Origin of the sequence: Chryseobacterium sp. JV558 (assembly GCF_033712365.1) — a bacterium.
Taxonomy (GTDB): domain Bacteria; phylum Bacteroidota; class Bacteroidia; order Flavobacteriales; family Weeksellaceae; genus Chryseobacterium.
The window spans coordinates 35,618-50,220 of the sequence record NZ_WJHU01000006.1 but is presented as its reverse complement, the minus strand read 5'-3'; the positions used below and the strand labels follow the sequence as shown (position 1 = coordinate 50,220).

The window sequence follows — 14,603 nt, the reverse complement described above, 5'->3', positions numbered from 1 at the left end:
AACCCATTCATTTACAAAATGGTAAATCCACATTTATTTACATTTAAAGATATAAATAAATATGGATTTTTTATTTTCCGCGTAAGAAAAACTTATTACTTTCTCTTCAAATCAAGATCATCAAAATCAAAACTGAAATCTGTCACATCAGAAACCGCCTTTAATTTTGCAGACTCTGCCTTTCCGTTTTCGTCATAACTGAAAATAATATAAGCATCTGCATCATAGCTTCTGTCGTCCCATTTGATAATGAAAGAATTGTTGGAATAAGGAAGCAGTTCTCCTTTTAATCTTGGAGAATTTTTGCATGAAATTCTATAAGTACTTCCCTGTTGTGCAACTTCTACATCACCAAACCATACATCATTGTAAGTTCCTGTAAACTGCTCTGCTTTTGGCTGAAGGGATTTTTCTTTTTTAAATGCTTCAGATTTTGCAAACGCGTCTTTCTTTTGTTTGTTGAATTCAGTCTCCATTTTAGACATTCTCTCACCATATGTTTTCAGCCAGTTTCTGTCTGCCACCCCAAGGTAAGAATCTTTCACCGTATTGGTAATGGTATTGAAAGCAGCTCCGGACTGTTGATTCGTTAATACAACAATTCCCAGTTTCATATCCGGAATCAGAGTAAACTGGGTAACCGTTCCAATTAATCCACCCGTATGCTGTATTTGTTTATGTCCTTTAACATCGCTCAGGAACCAGCCTAAACCATATCCGTAGAAGCTTGTATCATATGGATTTTTTGCCGCTACTCTATCAGGGATCTGAAGATTCCAAAGCTGCTGAACATTTTTATCTGAAACTAATTTTTTCCCATCTTTAGTGGTAAAATTGTTTAGCAGACATTCTGCCCAGATCGTCATATCTTTAATGTTACTCATGATTCCCCCTGCTGCATTTCCTGTTTCGTTCCAATCATGGGGAACGGCAATTGCTTTTCCGTCTACAGGAGCATGAGCATCAATTTTGTTGGCTGTTGCTTTTGCTTTTGCTCTGTTATAGCTCCCAAAACTTGAAGTCATCCCTACAGGCTTCATGATTCTCTGTTCAATAAAGTCTGCCCAGCTTAATCCGGAAACTCTGTGAATTACTTCTCCCGCAACAATAAACATGATGTTATTATAATCTAATTTTGTTCTGAAAGGATTTTCTGGTTTCAGATATCTTACATTGTGAACAATATCATTCACTGTTAAGTTTCCTCCTTCCGGAAAAAACATTAAATCTCCCTGTCCAAGACCTAATCCGGCCCTGTGGGTAATAAGATCTTTTATCGTTACATTTTGAGAAACGTAAGGATCGTACATTTGGAACTCAGGAATATATTTTGAAACTTTATCATCCCAGTTCAGTTTTCCTTCATCTGCCAGAATTGCCAATGCTGTACACGTAAAACCTTTAGAATTGGAAGCAATCCCCACCAATGTATTATCATCCATAGGCTGTTTGGTCGTAAGAGAACGCACTCCAAAACCTTTGGAATAGATTACTTTTCCATCTTTTATAATTCCTACGGACATTCCCGGTACATCAAAAGTTTTCAGGGTATTTTGGATCAGTTCATCCAGCTTTTTTTCTTCAACCTGCGCGTTGGCCAATCCCACGGTCAAAAGAAAAATGAAAAAAGAAAGTTTCTGTTTCATTGTTTATTTTAATTTTCCCAAATTTACTAAATATTAAGTGATGCTAATTTTAGCATTGTTAAAAGTTTACTTATTTTACCGATAAACCCGTTGTATTCATGAAAAAGCCTATTTGTATCTGTATTTTCTCTCTATTTGCTATCAGTTGTATCAAAGCTCAGGACAGAACTTCCAATCCTTTACTTTTACAAACATGGAATCTCAGTAAAATGGATACTTATATTTATACCTACGAAAAGCAGGATGGTTTTGAGGCAAGAAGAGAAGGCATCAGATTTCAGAAGAATGGAAAAATTACAGGAAACCTGATTAAATCAGCATTAAGGTATGATACTTTGGAAGAACCGGTTACTAAAAGTGAAAAACCAGACCGTTACATCGGGAACTGGAAAAAAGCTTCAGATTCTACAGTAACTTTAATATTTCCTTCCAATACCAATATGACCGGCACTTTTGTTATTTCAAAACTTACGGAAAATCAACTGAAACTAAAAAAGGTTTTCAGTGCAGATATAGAAAAGAAAATGGATTCTATCAGGAAAACAAAAAATATCACTGACTGATATTCTTAATTATTTTCGGAGAATAATCAGATCTGATAAGTTGATTAAAGCTTCTTATATTTGCAGTCTTAAAAAAATCAAAAAATGGCAGTAAACAGATTATTGGCTTTCTTCTTACTGATGATAAGCTGTAATTTATATTTTTCTCAGGACGTAACCATCAAAGATGATAAAGTTTTATTGGATGGAAAGCAGATCCTGAAGGCTGAAAAAATCAATGTAGCCCAGTATTCATTTTTTTCCATGAAAGATGATGAAGAGATTCTTCTTTACCGATATATGGACAATGAAACTCCTAGCTATGTAAGCGATGATTATTTTATCCTGAACTTTCTGCCTGAAAAAACAAAAGTAGAATCTACAGATATAGCCAAAATTGCCAATTTTATGAATTCTAAAAAAGGAATGGAAAAACTGGTAAAATGGTTATTAAAAGAAAGAGTGATCAATCATGACGGAGAACTGAATCCTGATCGTGTAGCGATATTCAAAGATAAATACCACGAAAATATTACAGAAAGAACCCTTAGATAATGACAAAGATCCTTCTCCTTTCCGACTCACATTCTTATATTGATGACAGGATCCTGGAATATGCTTCTCAGGCTGACGAAGTATGGCATTGCGGCGATTTTGGAAACCTTGATGTCATTGAACAACTGGAAAAAATAAAACCTCTGAAGGGAGTGTATGGAAACATTGATGAGGCAAAAATTCAGGCTGAGTTTCCGGAAGTCAACCGTTTCTTTTGTGAAAAGCTGGAGGTCTTGATGATTCATATCGGAGGCTATCCCGGAAAATATACTCCACTTACTAAAAAAGAAATAGCAGAAAAAACTCCGAAATTATTTATTTCAGGACATTCGCATATTTTGAAAGCGATGTATGATGAGAAAAATAACCTGCTGCACCTTAATCCGGGGGCTTGTGGAAAACAGGGCTGGCATAAGGTAAGAACGATGATGCGATTTGTTGTAGATGGTGAAGAAATCAAAGATCTGGAAATTATTGAACTTGGCCCGAGAGTTTGATGGGCGAGAGGGTTTGAGTGTAAAGGAGTTTGTCTTCAATACATTTTACTTTCTACCTTTGTACAAATAATAGATTCAGACAAGTCTTAAAAAAATATGAAAATTGGCGATAAGGTTTCGGTAGTAGATGAAGATTTAAGCGGAGTGGTAACTTCCGTGAAAGGAAATATTGTCGTTTTTAAAGATGAATATGGTTTTACTCACCAGTATGCAAAAGAAAAACTGGTTCCGAAGGATTCGGAGCTTTATGAGAATATCAGAGTGGTAAGAAAAGCGGAGTCTAAAAAAATCATTTCTAAGAAACATCAGAAAAATCATTTGGTTTTAGACCTGCATTTTCATAATTTGGTGAAGAATCCCAGTGACTATGACAGCTTTGAAAGATTGTTTATTCAAAAGGAGAAACTCATTGCAGTGATTGAGTTTTGCAGGAAAAACAACCTGAAGAGACTCGAAATTGTTCATGGTATTGGTGACGGCACCCTGCAGAGGATGGTTCGGGATGTACTGGAAAGCCAGGTTAATATTGATTTTTATAATAAGGAAATACTTCACCATCAATCGGGTGCGGTAATGGTAGAATTTCACTAAATTTGCAGCAATTGAAATATGAACGTACTTAATTTACTTTTTACCAAAGACGGATTGATCTGCCAGATTGTTAAAAACAAAAACATTCTGGAGGAAAAGTCTTATTTCGTTACTGAAGAGACACCAGCCGATCTTATTGAGCAAAAGCTGGACGAAGTTCTTATTAAGCAGCGCTATGATGAGATCCAGGTGATTTCGGCATTTAATCATTTTACCCTGATGCCTGAAGGTTTTTCCGAGCATGAAGCAGGATTTGATCTGATTGCCTTCAATGCCCCTACCGACAGAGAGAAGGAAGAACTGATGCTTTCTATCAACAAAAAATTCAATATCCAGTTTTATTATACTTTCCCGAAAAACTACTATAAGAAAATAAAGGAGCTGGCGATACCGGTTCATTTTAATTTCTCTGGAGAAAAGTTTCTGAGTTCAATCAATAATAAAAACAGCAAGGAAATTCACATCAATCTTTATCACAATCAATGTGAGTTTTTTGCGATAGACAATAAAAAAATCATTCTTTATAATAGCCTGGATGTGAATTCAGAAGTAGATTTTCTTTACTTCATTATGTTTACATTGAGCAAGATAGGCTTTGGAATCAATGAGACCAGCTTTTATGCTTATGGAGAAACTACGGAAAATGAAACATTCATCTCCGAACTTCAGAAATTTGTTAAAAACCTAAAAATTGTTTTTGACAATATTCCAAACAAAAATTTTATACTTAACTAGATTGCAGACCACAGGTAATAGGGATTAGATTCCGGACATATTACCCGCCACCTATAATCTTTTACCTAAAATCTTAACAAAAATATGTTCAGAATAATATCAGGCAAATGGAAAGCCAAAAAAATTGCCGCTCCTAAAAACTTTGATGTAAGGCCTACCACCGATTTTGCGAAAGAGGCTTTATTCAGTATCCTGGAAAACAAATATGATATGCAGTCTATTGCTGTCCTTGATCTGTTTGCAGGAATTGGCTCTATTACCTTCGAATTTGCTTCCAGAGGATGTAAGAGTGTAACTTCCGTAGAAATGAATCCGAAACATACCTCTTTTATCAATTCTACAGCTTCTGAACTTGACATGTCACTTCAGATCAATGTACAAAGAGATGATGTCTTCGACTGGCTGAAAAAATTCAGAAATAAAAAGTCATTTGAAATTGTTTTCTCTGATGCTCCTTTTGAAATGGAAGAGAAAAAGTATTACGAAATGATTTCTTTGGTTTTAAACAATAAATACCTTAAAGAAAACGGAGTCCTTATTGTAGAACACCAAAGCCGTATGAAAATTGATCATCCCAATTTTATAGAAACCCGAAAATACGGAAACGTAAGTTTTAGTTTTTTTGAACCTAATAAACAAGATAATCAGGAACTTTAATTCCTGATTATCTTTTTTGATATTACCGGGGCTTCCTCACCCCATTTTGTAATAGCTTCCAAAACCGGCAATAAAGTTTTTCCAAAATCTGTTAACTCATACTCAACAACCAAAGGTGGTTTTTCTGTAAAAACAGTTCGGTTTATAATCCCGTCTTCCTCCAGCTGCTTAAGCTGCAGGCTTAAGGTTCTTTCTGTAATGGTAGGAATAGATTTCCTTAATTCATTATATCTTTTGGCTCCATCAATTAAATGATGCAGAATTACTGCTTTCCATTTTCCTCCTATAAACCTCATGGTTACGCTCGTACAGCAAGGATAGGATTTATTATCTACTGTATACATTTATACTATCATTTTTTACCGTTATTGCAAAGTTATTAAACTTAAATTAATTTTGTAACTATAAAAATGATAGTATAAAATTATGAACTTTTTAGACAAAATGAAAAAAAGGTATACTGTAAAAAAGTATAACCCTCAAGGAAAAATCAGTGAAGAACAAATTACAGTACTTCAAGAGATTTTAAATTTAAGCCCTTCATCCATCAACAGCCAGCCATGGAATTTTATTTTTGTAAATGATCCGGAACTGAAAAAACAGTTGGGTGATAAGTCTTACTTTAATAAAGAAAAAGTTTTGGATAGCAGCCATGTCATCATCTTCCAGGTGATCAAAAACATAGAAAGCTTTGAAAAACAAATTGAAGAAAATCTTCCGGAAGGCTCTGTTAATTATTACCGGACCATGGTAAAGCCCAAAGGAGACGATGCCATAAAATCATGGTTAGGGCATCAGGTATATTTATCATTAGGAGTACTTTTGTCTGCCTGTGCATCAATGGGAATAGACTCTACTCCTATGGAGGGAATTGAACCTGAAGAATATGATGCTATTCTGAAAAATGAAGAATATGAAACATTATTCGCAGTAGCTATTGGGGAAAGAGATGAAACAGATGCCAATCAGCCAAAGTTTAATCCAAAGAAAAGACTGAATGCTGAAAAAGTAATTGTAGAGGCGTAATTTTAAACACAAATATTACAAATTCTTTTCACAAAGAACACTCATAAAAAAGTCTGCTTCACTACGAGGCAGACTTTTAATTTATAATACTTTCAATTCTAAATCAATTGTTTTTCCGAAGAACTTCTTAGAGATCTTTTCAAAATTCTTGGTAAGATCAGAAAGGTAGAAATGATAATTCGGTTTGTGATTGTGATCATTTAAAAGGTTGTATTTATCCAGAATAATCTTCAGATGATTGGCTACAATATTCGGAGAGTCTATGACACGAACTCTGTTTCCGTAATACTGTTTAATTTCATCTATTAAAAGAGGATAGTGAGTACAGCCTAAAATGAGCGTTTCAATATTCTTTAATTTGCTATTGCTTAAATAATTATAAATAATAGCATGGGTAATCGGATGGTTTTTAAATCCTTCTTCAATAGCAGGAACCAGCAATGGCGTTGCCAATTCATCTACTTTGATCCATTTATTATGCTTTCGGATACTCTTTTTGTAGAGCCCGGAATTTACTGTAGCTTTTGTTGCAATAACCCCTACATTATTATGGATTTCGTAGGATACTTTTTCAGCTACGGGATTGATAACGTCTATGACAGGAACTTTTCCCGCAACAGACTGCATCACTTCATTTAAAGCATTAGCAGTTGCCGTATTACAGGCTATCACAATCGCTTTACAGTTCTGTTCCAGCAGAAAATTGGTGATCTTTGTAGAATATTCAATGATGGCTTCCCTGGATTTTTCTCCGTAAGGAAGGTGCTTTGTATCTCCAAAGTAAATCAGATCTTCATTTGGCAGAAGTCTTTTGATTTCTTTGGCAACGGTAAGGCCTCCCACCCCGCTGTCGAAAATTCCGATAGGCTGGCTTGGTGAAAGATGTGAATAATCTTGTTTTTTAGTTTTCAAATGAACTGAAATTTTATACAAAAATAGTGAATTTTATGGCATATCTGTATATATAGAAACATTATACAATAAACAAATCCGAAGCAATTCCGTCTGCCATAAACCAATGTTTCTCAGGAATTTTTAAATGGTCGTTTTCAATGATTAAAATACCTTCTTCAATTTTCGTTTTGATTTCTCTCTGAAAATGTTCCAGTAATCTCTCTGAAAATTTATTTTTTAAGCTCGTAAGATCCACACCCCAGATGGTACGTAAGCCAATCATGATCATTTCATTGAACTGATCTTCCTGAGAAAGAATTTCTTCTTCTTTGGCTAATAATTTATCATTAAGCTTTTTAATGTATTGCTGGTTATTGGCTACATTCCAGCTTCTAACATCAAATCCGTTATAAGAATGTGCCGAAGGTCCTATTCCCAGATATTCCTGATATTTCCAATAGGAAGAATTGTGGCGGGAGTAGAATCCTGGTTTTGCGAAATTAGATACTTCATAATGTTCAAAGCCGTTATCTTTTAAAAAGTCAGATAAGTAATAAAATTCTCTGTTTTGTTCTTCTTCTTTAGGACTTTTTACTTTTCCTTTTGAAATCCAGTTTTCTAAAGCTGTTTTGGGTTCTACTGTCAAAGCATAAGACGAAATATGAGGAACTTCCAGTGCTATTGTTTTGTTCAGGTTTTCTTTCCAGATCTCAAGATTAGAGGTTGGTGAGCCGTAGATCAGATCAATACTCAGGTTCTCAAAGCCAAAATCCTGTGCCCTTTTAATAGAACCTTCCGCCTCGGAAGCAGTGTGGGCTCTGTTCATTAGTTTTAAATCTTCTTCAAAAAAACTTTGGGTACCAATAGACAGTCTGTTCACCGGTGTTCCGGCTAATTGTTTTAAAAAAATTTTATCCAGATCATCCGGATTGGCTTCCAGAGTAATTTCAATATCTTTTTCAAAACTGAAATACCGTAATGCTTCATCAATTAAGGAATTGATTTCGTCCACGGAAAGAATAGAAGGGGTTCCTCCGCCAAAATACAGGGATTTCAGAGTTCTGTTCTGTAGTTCATCTTTTCTGAGCATCAGTTCAGTTTTCATTGCACGAAGCATCTCATCCTTAAAATTCAGGGATGTTGAAAAGTGAAAATTGCAGTAACTACATTTTTGTTTACAGAACGGAATGTGAATATATATCATAAAAAAAGCTCTGAAGTTTTTCAGAGCTCAAATTTATTTAAATTAAATTGATTAGTATCTAAATCCTCTAACATTAATAAAGTTGTCAAAGTTATAACCAAGACCAATCATGAAGCTGTTTCCACCATAGCTTTGGATATCAGATATTCCAAGGTTATAAGTAGCTCCGATCATGAATTTGTTGAATCTCACTTTTACAATTGGAGAGATACTCAGGTTCTGATTATCAAATCTGTTCTGAACCGTTCTGTAGCTTACCCCGAAAGAGAATGCGTTGATATCATTAGAGAAAGTCGCCATTAGGTTCCAGTCGATCATTCTCGTTGAGTTTGTATTCAGGTTGATCAATGCTGAAGGTGCAATTGTAATATTATCAGCAATGTTCCAGTTATATCCTAAGTTTAAGAAGAATTTAATTGGAGAAGGCTCGTAGTTGTTTACGATAGAAGCATCATTACTTAATGCAATATCATTTACGGAAACACCCCCGAATAGTCCTCTATAGGTAGCTGCCAAACCGAAGTTTGCATACACCATGAAGATATTACTTTCTTCACCTCTCAATAATGGGTCACCTCCTTCCTCAGTATTAATTTTAGAATAATCAAAGTTCATGTTATAGAAGTTAACACTTGTACCAAAAGAGAACTGGTCTTTTCTATCTCCTTCACTACTAAGAGGAATAAAATAGGAAGCACCTGCTGTAATTCCCCCTGCAGAAATAGGTCCGTTGCTATCTCTGAATACGGAGATACCAGCACCTACTCTATCAAAGATATTCGCATTAATCCCGATTGACTGTACATTCGGAGAATTGTTGAACTTTGAAAATTGTTGTTGATAATTGGCGTTGAGCTGTACGTAATCTGTTTTTCCGTATTGAGCTGGGTTGAACAGGAACTCACCATCCAAAAGATATTGCTGATAGTATGGTAGTGATTCTTGTGCTTTGTATGCATTTGACAAAAGAGCTAAACATACGATAGCATATAGTTTTCTCATAACAAATCTTGATTTCAATTCAACAAATATAAAAAAATTCTCAATATATTTTTAGTTTTCCAAATAATTTCTCCATTTTTTTACAGCATCCGCCATATCTTTGGGCATTGGGCTCTCAAAATATAATTCCTTTTTAGTCGTTGGGTGTATAAATCCGAGGGTATGAGCATGAAGCGCATGTCTTGGCAAAATTTCAAAAACATTTTTAATAAATTGCTTATATTTTGGAAGATTGACTCCTCTTAACGGAGTATGGCCTTCATATCTTTCATCATTAAACAAAGTGTGGCCAATATGTCTGAAATGCGCCCTGATCTGATGCGTTCTTCCTGTCTCAAGTTTACATTCTATCCATGTCATGTATTTGAATCTTTCAAGGACTTTATAATGGGTTACTGCATGTTTCCCGTGGCTGCCATCTTCATAGACAGACATCTGCATTCTGTTTTTAGGATGTCTTCCGATATGACCTTTGATGGTACCTTCTTCATCCTGTAGGTTTCCCCACACAAAAGCCCAATACAATCTTTTGGTAGTTCTGTTGAAAAATTGTTTTGCCAGAAAGCTTAATGCATACTCATTCTTGGCAATCACCAGCAGCCCAGAAGTATCTTTATCAATCCTGTGAACAAGTCCTACCCTGTCAAGATCAGACTTTGCTCCATTCTTTTCAAAATGAAAAGCCAGTGCATTCACCAATGTACCGTCCCAGTTTCCGAATCCCGGATGTACTACCATTCCCGGTTCCTTATCCACTACAACAAGATCATCATCTTCATAAATGATATTTACAGGGATATCCTGCGGAATAATGACATTCTCTCTTGGAGGATGAGTAAGCAGTACAGAAATCTGATCTCCCGGTTTCACACGATAATTCTGTTTTACCGGAGCTCCGTTCACTACAACATTTCCGGCTCTGCAGGTCTGCGAAATTTTATTCCTTGAAGAATTTTGTCTGTGGATCAAAAGGAATTTATCAATTCTTAATGGGTCCTGTTTGCTGTCAACAGTGATATTAAGATGCTCATACAATCCTTTATTTTCCTCATCAATATCGATATTTTCAATACTGTTGGAATCTAATAATTCTTCATCTAAAAAATCTTCGTTATCTTCTGACATTGTTTTATATTTTTTACACAAAAGGCTTCAACATTTTGCAGTTGAAGCCAGTATTTTTTATAATAATTTGATCTTATTCTACGACTACTTTCTTAGCTTTCGGCTTTTGAGCAGGCTGTTGTGTCGTTGTTGAAGCAGCTGGTTTAGTTGTAGCAGGGGCAGCAGTAGAAGTTTTAGGCTTCTCTGTTCCTGAAGCAGCAGGTTTAGAAGTTGCTGTCTGAGTCTTAGGCGTTTCAGCTTTTGGTACTTCAGGCTTTGGAGTTTCTCTTCTAGGTGCAGGTACTACAGGAGCACTATAACTAGGCTCGTCATGTTGTACTTCTTCATATCGCACCGGAGGCAGTGAAGTATCTACTTTCATACGGTAGATAGAATTCAGCTGTTCTACTTTCGCTCTTAGTTCTGCCGGAGTTTTTTTACTGGCCCAAAGGTCAATCTGCATTCCCTGGTCACGAACATCTCCTGAAGCAGGATCCTGATAATAAATAATATCAGATTCGTCTTTGCTGCCATCTTCATGTTCTACCAATCCAACCTCAAACATACTTTTTGCAATAACTGCTCTTGCTTCTTTTACAGAAAGTCCCACTACATTAGGAATAGAAATATTTCTCATAGGACCAGAACCTACTACTACGTCGATTATGGAGAATCTAGGTAAACGTGCTCCCGGATTTACAGCATTTCCTTTATATAAAATACGCAAAAGCGCATCCTTCTGAATACTTGGTTCATAAATAGTATCACCAATTTTAAGACCTACCTGATCCAATCTCTGGAATGCCAGCCCTGAATATTTATTGATAACATCCGGAACGGCAATTGGAGCCCATGTTCTAGGGTTTACAGTAAGATGCACAGTTCTTCCGTCCTTTACACGGGAACCCGGTGCAGGATAAACCTGAAGAACCTGAAACGGTCTGTATTTAGGATTATAGTTGGCACTGTCTACTTCATATTCCAATCCTGTATCATCTAAAATTTTAACAGCGTCATGTATAGATTTATTAACTATATTAGGAACAGGTATTTCCTGACCATGATTTGTATGGTGTTCCAACCAGCGAAATGTGAGCCATACCAACCCAGCAAAAACACCGATGGCTATTACTAAATTCAGTAAAACTTTCCAATTGAAAAGTGATTTAAGCATACTTAAAAATACTTTAATTATAACCGCAAATATAGCTAATAATTTTAGAATGGACTTTTTATTTAACACAATTCATTTTTGATCTTAAAATTTGCCGATTTCCCATATTGCATTACATAAAATGTTTAAATTTGCCCTAATTGATACTATATGGTTATGAACAAAAAAAGTGTTGCCGTAGTAATGGGAGGCTATTCTGATGAGTATGTCGTTTCTTTAAAAAGCGGACAATTGATTTATGATTCTTTAGACAGAAATCTCTATGACGTATATAAAGTAGTAGTCCTTAAAGATGAATGGTATTTTTTAGGAGAAAATGATAAAAAATACGAAATCAACAGAGGTGATTTTTCTGTAACTTTAGACAATGGGGAAACCTTAAAATTTGATGCCTGCTTCAACATCATCCATGGAACTCCGGGAGAAAACGGAATTCTTCAGGCGTACTGGGATGCCATAGGTCAAAAATATACAGGCTGTGGTTTTTACCAAAGTGCTCTTACTTTCAATAAAAAAGATACCCTTGCTGTATTATCAAAGTACGGAATTCCTTCTGCGAAAAGTATTTATTTAAGAAAAGGTGAAGACATCAATGTTGATAAAATTATATCAGAATTAAATCTTCCTCTATTTGTAAAACCAAACCAATCCGGATCTTCTCTGGGAATTTCCAAAGTAAAAGAAAAATCTGAACTGATTGCTGCTACTGAAATTGCATTCAAGGAAGATGATGAAATCCTGATTGAAAGTTTCCTTGACGGTATGGAAGTATCTGTAGGAGTTATTGATTTTAAAGGAGAAACTGTCGTTTTAGGAATTACAGAAATTGTTCCTACCAATGAGTTTTTCGATTATGAAGCAAAATATGAAGGAGCTTCGGAAGAAATTACACCGGCAAGAATTGACGAAGAAACCACAAAAAGAGTGGAAGAAATTGCTAAAAGAGCATACAATTCATTAGGAATGAGCGGATTTTCAAGAAGTGAATTCATTTTGATGGACGGTATTCCTTATATGCTTGAAATGAATACCAATCCGGGATTCTCTCCTGCAAGTATTCTTCCTCAGCAGGCAAGACACTATGGAATTTCCATTATGGATCTTTGTGGAAATGAAGTTGAAAAAGCTTTAAATAAATAAAATAGAAGTTAGAAATCATCTGTTAGAAGCTAAGTCAAAATTGATAACAGATAATTCACAAGTCAAAATTATAACTCGTACAACATGAAAATTGCTGTTTTCCCTGGGTCATTTGACCCGATTACACTAGGACATTACGACATTATAGAAAGAGCGGCACCGCTATTTGATAAATTAATCATCGCCATTGGACAGAATTCTCAGAAGAAATATATGTTCCCTCTTGAAAAAAGAATGGAATTTATCCAGAATTCCGTAGCAGAATTTCCCAATGTGGAAGTAGATTCATTTGAGGGCTTAACGGTAGATTACTGTTTTGAAAAAAATGCTCAGTACATTATCAGAGGATTAAGAAACCCAGCCGATTTTGAATTTGAAAAAGCGATTGCCCATACGAACAGAACTTTAGCCCACAAAAAACTGGAAACAGTATTCTTACTGACCTCTTCAGGAAAATCTTTCATCAGCAGCAGCATCGTCAGGGAAATCATCACCCACGGCGGCGAATATGAACTGATGGTTCCGGACTCGGTGAGAGTGGAGAAATAAATAAAACAATATTTGATAAGCGATAAATGATAATTGATACAATGGCCAAGAATTTGCTTAAGCAAAAAATCATTAATCAATTATCATTTACCATTTATAACAGATATGCACGAACAGTTCAATTTTGCAATAGAAGTCCTGGGGACCATTGCCTTTTCCATGTCGGGAAGTTTTGCAGCCATGCAGAAACGGCTTGATCCTTTTGGGGTACTTATTATTGCATTTGTAACTTCTGTGGGAGGCGGAACTGTAAGAGACTTGCTGCTTGATATTCCTGTATTCTGGATGCATGATATTCTGATGTGTACCCTGATTCTGGTGACCAGTATTTTTTCAATGGTCTTCAAGTCTCTTGAAAAGAATTTTAAGGTAACTTTATTTATCTTCGACAGCTTTGGGCTTGGCTTATTTACCATTATCGGAGTTCAGAAAGGCTTAAATGCAGGCATCCATCCTATGATCTGTATTGCATTAGGGACCATTACAGGTTGTTTCGGGGGTATTATCCGGGATATATTGCTCAACAGAATTCCATTGATTTTCAGAAAGGAAATTTATGCCACAGCATGTATTATGGGCGGAGCAGTATTCTTATTGATGACAAAATACACTCTCCTTTCCTACACATTTGTACAGATTCTCACCATCCTTCTTATTGTTGCTATCAGAACACTTGCTGTAAAATACCATTGGCAAATGCCTAAATTTTATGGGTATGATCATAATAATTCGGAAATGTAATTTAGTGAGAAACTTACTTATCACCATTCTGTTACTTTCTTTATACTCCTGCAAAAATGAAAGTAAATTTGACTTGAATAAAGATCTTTATCATTTTTCAGAAAGAATGGAAAACGGAGATACTATCAAAATAAAGACAGATCTTTCAGCCTGCATGTTCTTTGCATTTGAAGTTTATACTTTTACAAAACAGAACGACACTCTGTTTCTGGAGAAATATTCTGAAGAATCATCACATGATAAAAGCAGCCAAACGTTACCAAAAATAATCTACAAAGTAAAAGCTGGTGATCCTTTATCTTTTGAAAATTATCTTAAATTCCTGAATAAAGAAGATAAACCATATGAGAAAGGAGATTTTCCATTGGTAACTGTAACTTATAAAAACCAGAGCCGTAAATTTTATGATGATGGACTTCGGGATAAATTTATGAAGCATGACAGTTTATTTACCGTAAGGGAAAATATTTATCCAAAAGATACATTTTTTAAACATAAAGCACCACCACCTCCTCCCATTATAAAAAACAAAAAGTCCTGATTTCT

Annotated in this window: 18 protein-coding genes; 11 read left to right on the top strand and 7 right to left on the bottom strand. The window is 35.4% G+C overall.

Annotated elements, in window-relative coordinates; translation table 11 throughout:
• Nucleotides 1–95 precede the first annotated feature (95 nt).
• Nucleotides 96–1,646, bottom strand: coding sequence for a serine hydrolase (locus GFU89_RS18685; RefSeq protein ID WP_318848580.1), 1,551 nt, complete (start codon nt 1,644–1,646; stop codon nt 96–98).
• A gap of 98 nt (nt 1,647–1,744) precedes the next feature.
• On the opposite strand from GFU89_RS18685, the gene GFU89_RS18680 reads away from it, so the two are divergent.
• The 6 genes from GFU89_RS18680 (at nt 1,745) to rsmD (ending at nt 5,223) form a co-directional block, all read left to right on the top strand.
• Complete coding sequence (locus GFU89_RS18680) at nt 1,745–2,209, top strand: hypothetical protein (protein ID WP_318848579.1); 465 nt, start codon at nt 1,745–1,747, stop codon at nt 2,207–2,209.
• 84 nt (nt 2,210–2,293) lie between these two features.
• Nucleotides 2,294–2,743, top strand: a complete 450-nt coding sequence (locus tag GFU89_RS18675; RefSeq protein WP_309434000.1) for a hypothetical protein — start codon at nt 2,294–2,296, stop codon at nt 2,741–2,743.
• Nucleotides 2,743–3,240, top strand: coding sequence for a metallophosphoesterase family protein (locus GFU89_RS18670; protein ID WP_318848578.1), 498 nt, complete (start codon nt 2,743–2,745; stop codon nt 3,238–3,240). Before GFU89_RS18675 ends, GFU89_RS18670 begins: the two co-directional genes overlap by 1 nt.
• Nucleotides 3,241–3,336: 96 nt before the next feature.
• Nucleotides 3,337–3,831 (top strand): Smr/MutS family protein, encoded by a 495-nt coding sequence (locus tag GFU89_RS18665; protein ID WP_318848577.1) that lies wholly within the window; start codon nt 3,337–3,339, stop codon nt 3,829–3,831.
• A gap of 18 nt (nt 3,832–3,849) precedes the next feature.
• Nucleotides 3,850–4,566 carry a DUF3822 family protein gene (locus tag GFU89_RS18660; RefSeq protein ID WP_318848576.1) on the top strand — a complete coding sequence of 239 codons (717 nt, stop codon included), beginning with the start codon at nt 3,850–3,852 and terminating at the stop codon, nt 4,564–4,566.
• An 84-nt stretch (nt 4,567–4,650) separates the two neighbouring features.
• Nucleotides 4,651–5,223 (top strand): 16S rRNA (guanine(966)-N(2))-methyltransferase RsmD, encoded by a 573-nt coding sequence (gene rsmD / locus GFU89_RS18655; RefSeq protein ID WP_318848575.1) that lies wholly within the window; start codon nt 4,651–4,653, stop codon nt 5,221–5,223.
• On the opposite strand, the gene GFU89_RS18650 is transcribed toward rsmD, so the two are convergent.
• Nucleotides 5,220–5,567 (bottom strand): helix-turn-helix domain-containing protein, encoded by a 348-nt coding sequence (locus GFU89_RS18650; RefSeq protein ID WP_318848574.1) that lies wholly within the window; start codon nt 5,565–5,567, stop codon nt 5,220–5,222. The two genes, rsmD and GFU89_RS18650, sit on opposite strands and share 4 nt — an antisense overlap.
• A gap of 82 nt (nt 5,568–5,649) precedes the next feature.
• On the opposite strand from GFU89_RS18650, the gene GFU89_RS18645 reads away from it, so the two are divergent.
• A complete protein-coding gene (locus tag GFU89_RS18645; RefSeq protein WP_318848573.1) occupies nt 5,650–6,249 on the top strand; it encodes a nitroreductase family protein in 600 nt (199 codons plus the stop codon).
• A gap of 81 nt (nt 6,250–6,330) precedes the next feature.
• Here GFU89_RS18645 and murI read toward each other — a convergent pair whose 3' ends face one another.
• From murI to GFU89_RS18620, 5 genes are all read right to left on the bottom strand, one after another.
• Nucleotides 6,331–7,161 (bottom strand): glutamate racemase, encoded by an 831-nt coding sequence (gene murI / locus GFU89_RS18640; protein WP_318848572.1) that lies wholly within the window; start codon nt 7,159–7,161, stop codon nt 6,331–6,333.
• A gap of 61 nt (nt 7,162–7,222) precedes the next feature.
• On the bottom strand, nt 7,223–8,347 hold the full coding sequence (gene hemW, locus GFU89_RS18635; RefSeq protein WP_318848571.1) for a radical SAM family heme chaperone HemW: 1,125 nt from the start codon (nt 8,345–8,347) through the stop codon (nt 7,223–7,225).
• Between the two features lie 51 nt (nt 8,348–8,398).
• The gene (locus GFU89_RS18630; RefSeq protein ID WP_318848570.1) at nt 8,399–9,349 is read right to left on the bottom strand and encodes a PorP/SprF family type IX secretion system membrane protein; all 951 of its coding nucleotides are present in this window, start codon (nt 9,347–9,349) and stop codon (nt 8,399–8,401) included.
• Nucleotides 9,350–9,400: 51 nt separating this feature from the next.
• Nucleotides 9,401–10,474: an RluA family pseudouridine synthase gene (locus GFU89_RS18625; RefSeq protein WP_318848569.1), complete on the bottom strand. Its 1,074-nt coding sequence runs from the start codon at nt 10,472–10,474 to the stop codon at nt 9,401–9,403.
• Nucleotides 10,475–10,547: 73 nt separating this feature from the next.
• Nucleotides 10,548–11,627, bottom strand: a complete 1,080-nt coding sequence (locus GFU89_RS18620; protein ID WP_318848568.1) for a PASTA domain-containing protein — start codon at nt 11,625–11,627, stop codon at nt 10,548–10,550.
• A gap of 156 nt (nt 11,628–11,783) precedes the next feature.
• Here GFU89_RS18620 and GFU89_RS18615 point away from each other — a divergent pair, with 156 nt between their 5' ends.
• The 4 genes from GFU89_RS18615 (at nt 11,784) to GFU89_RS18600 (ending at nt 14,598) form a co-directional block, all read left to right on the top strand.
• Nucleotides 11,784–12,767 carry a D-alanine--D-alanine ligase gene (locus tag GFU89_RS18615; protein WP_318848567.1) on the top strand — a complete coding sequence of 328 codons (984 nt, stop codon included), beginning with the start codon at nt 11,784–11,786 and terminating at the stop codon, nt 12,765–12,767.
• Nucleotides 12,768–12,851: 84 nt separating this feature from the next.
• On the top strand, nt 12,852–13,316 hold the full coding sequence (gene coaD / locus GFU89_RS18610) for a pantetheine-phosphate adenylyltransferase (protein WP_076356137.1): 465 nt from the start codon (nt 12,852–12,854) through the stop codon (nt 13,314–13,316).
• Nucleotides 13,317–13,421: 105 nt separating this feature from the next.
• Nucleotides 13,422–14,057, top strand: a complete 636-nt coding sequence (locus tag GFU89_RS18605) for a trimeric intracellular cation channel family protein (RefSeq protein ID WP_318848566.1) — start codon at nt 13,422–13,424, stop codon at nt 14,055–14,057.
• A 4-nt stretch (nt 14,058–14,061) separates the two neighbouring features.
• A complete protein-coding gene (locus GFU89_RS18600) occupies nt 14,062–14,598 on the top strand; it encodes a hypothetical protein (RefSeq protein WP_318848565.1) in 537 nt (178 codons plus the stop codon).
• The last annotated feature ends 5 nt before the right edge of the window (nt 14,599–14,603 follow it).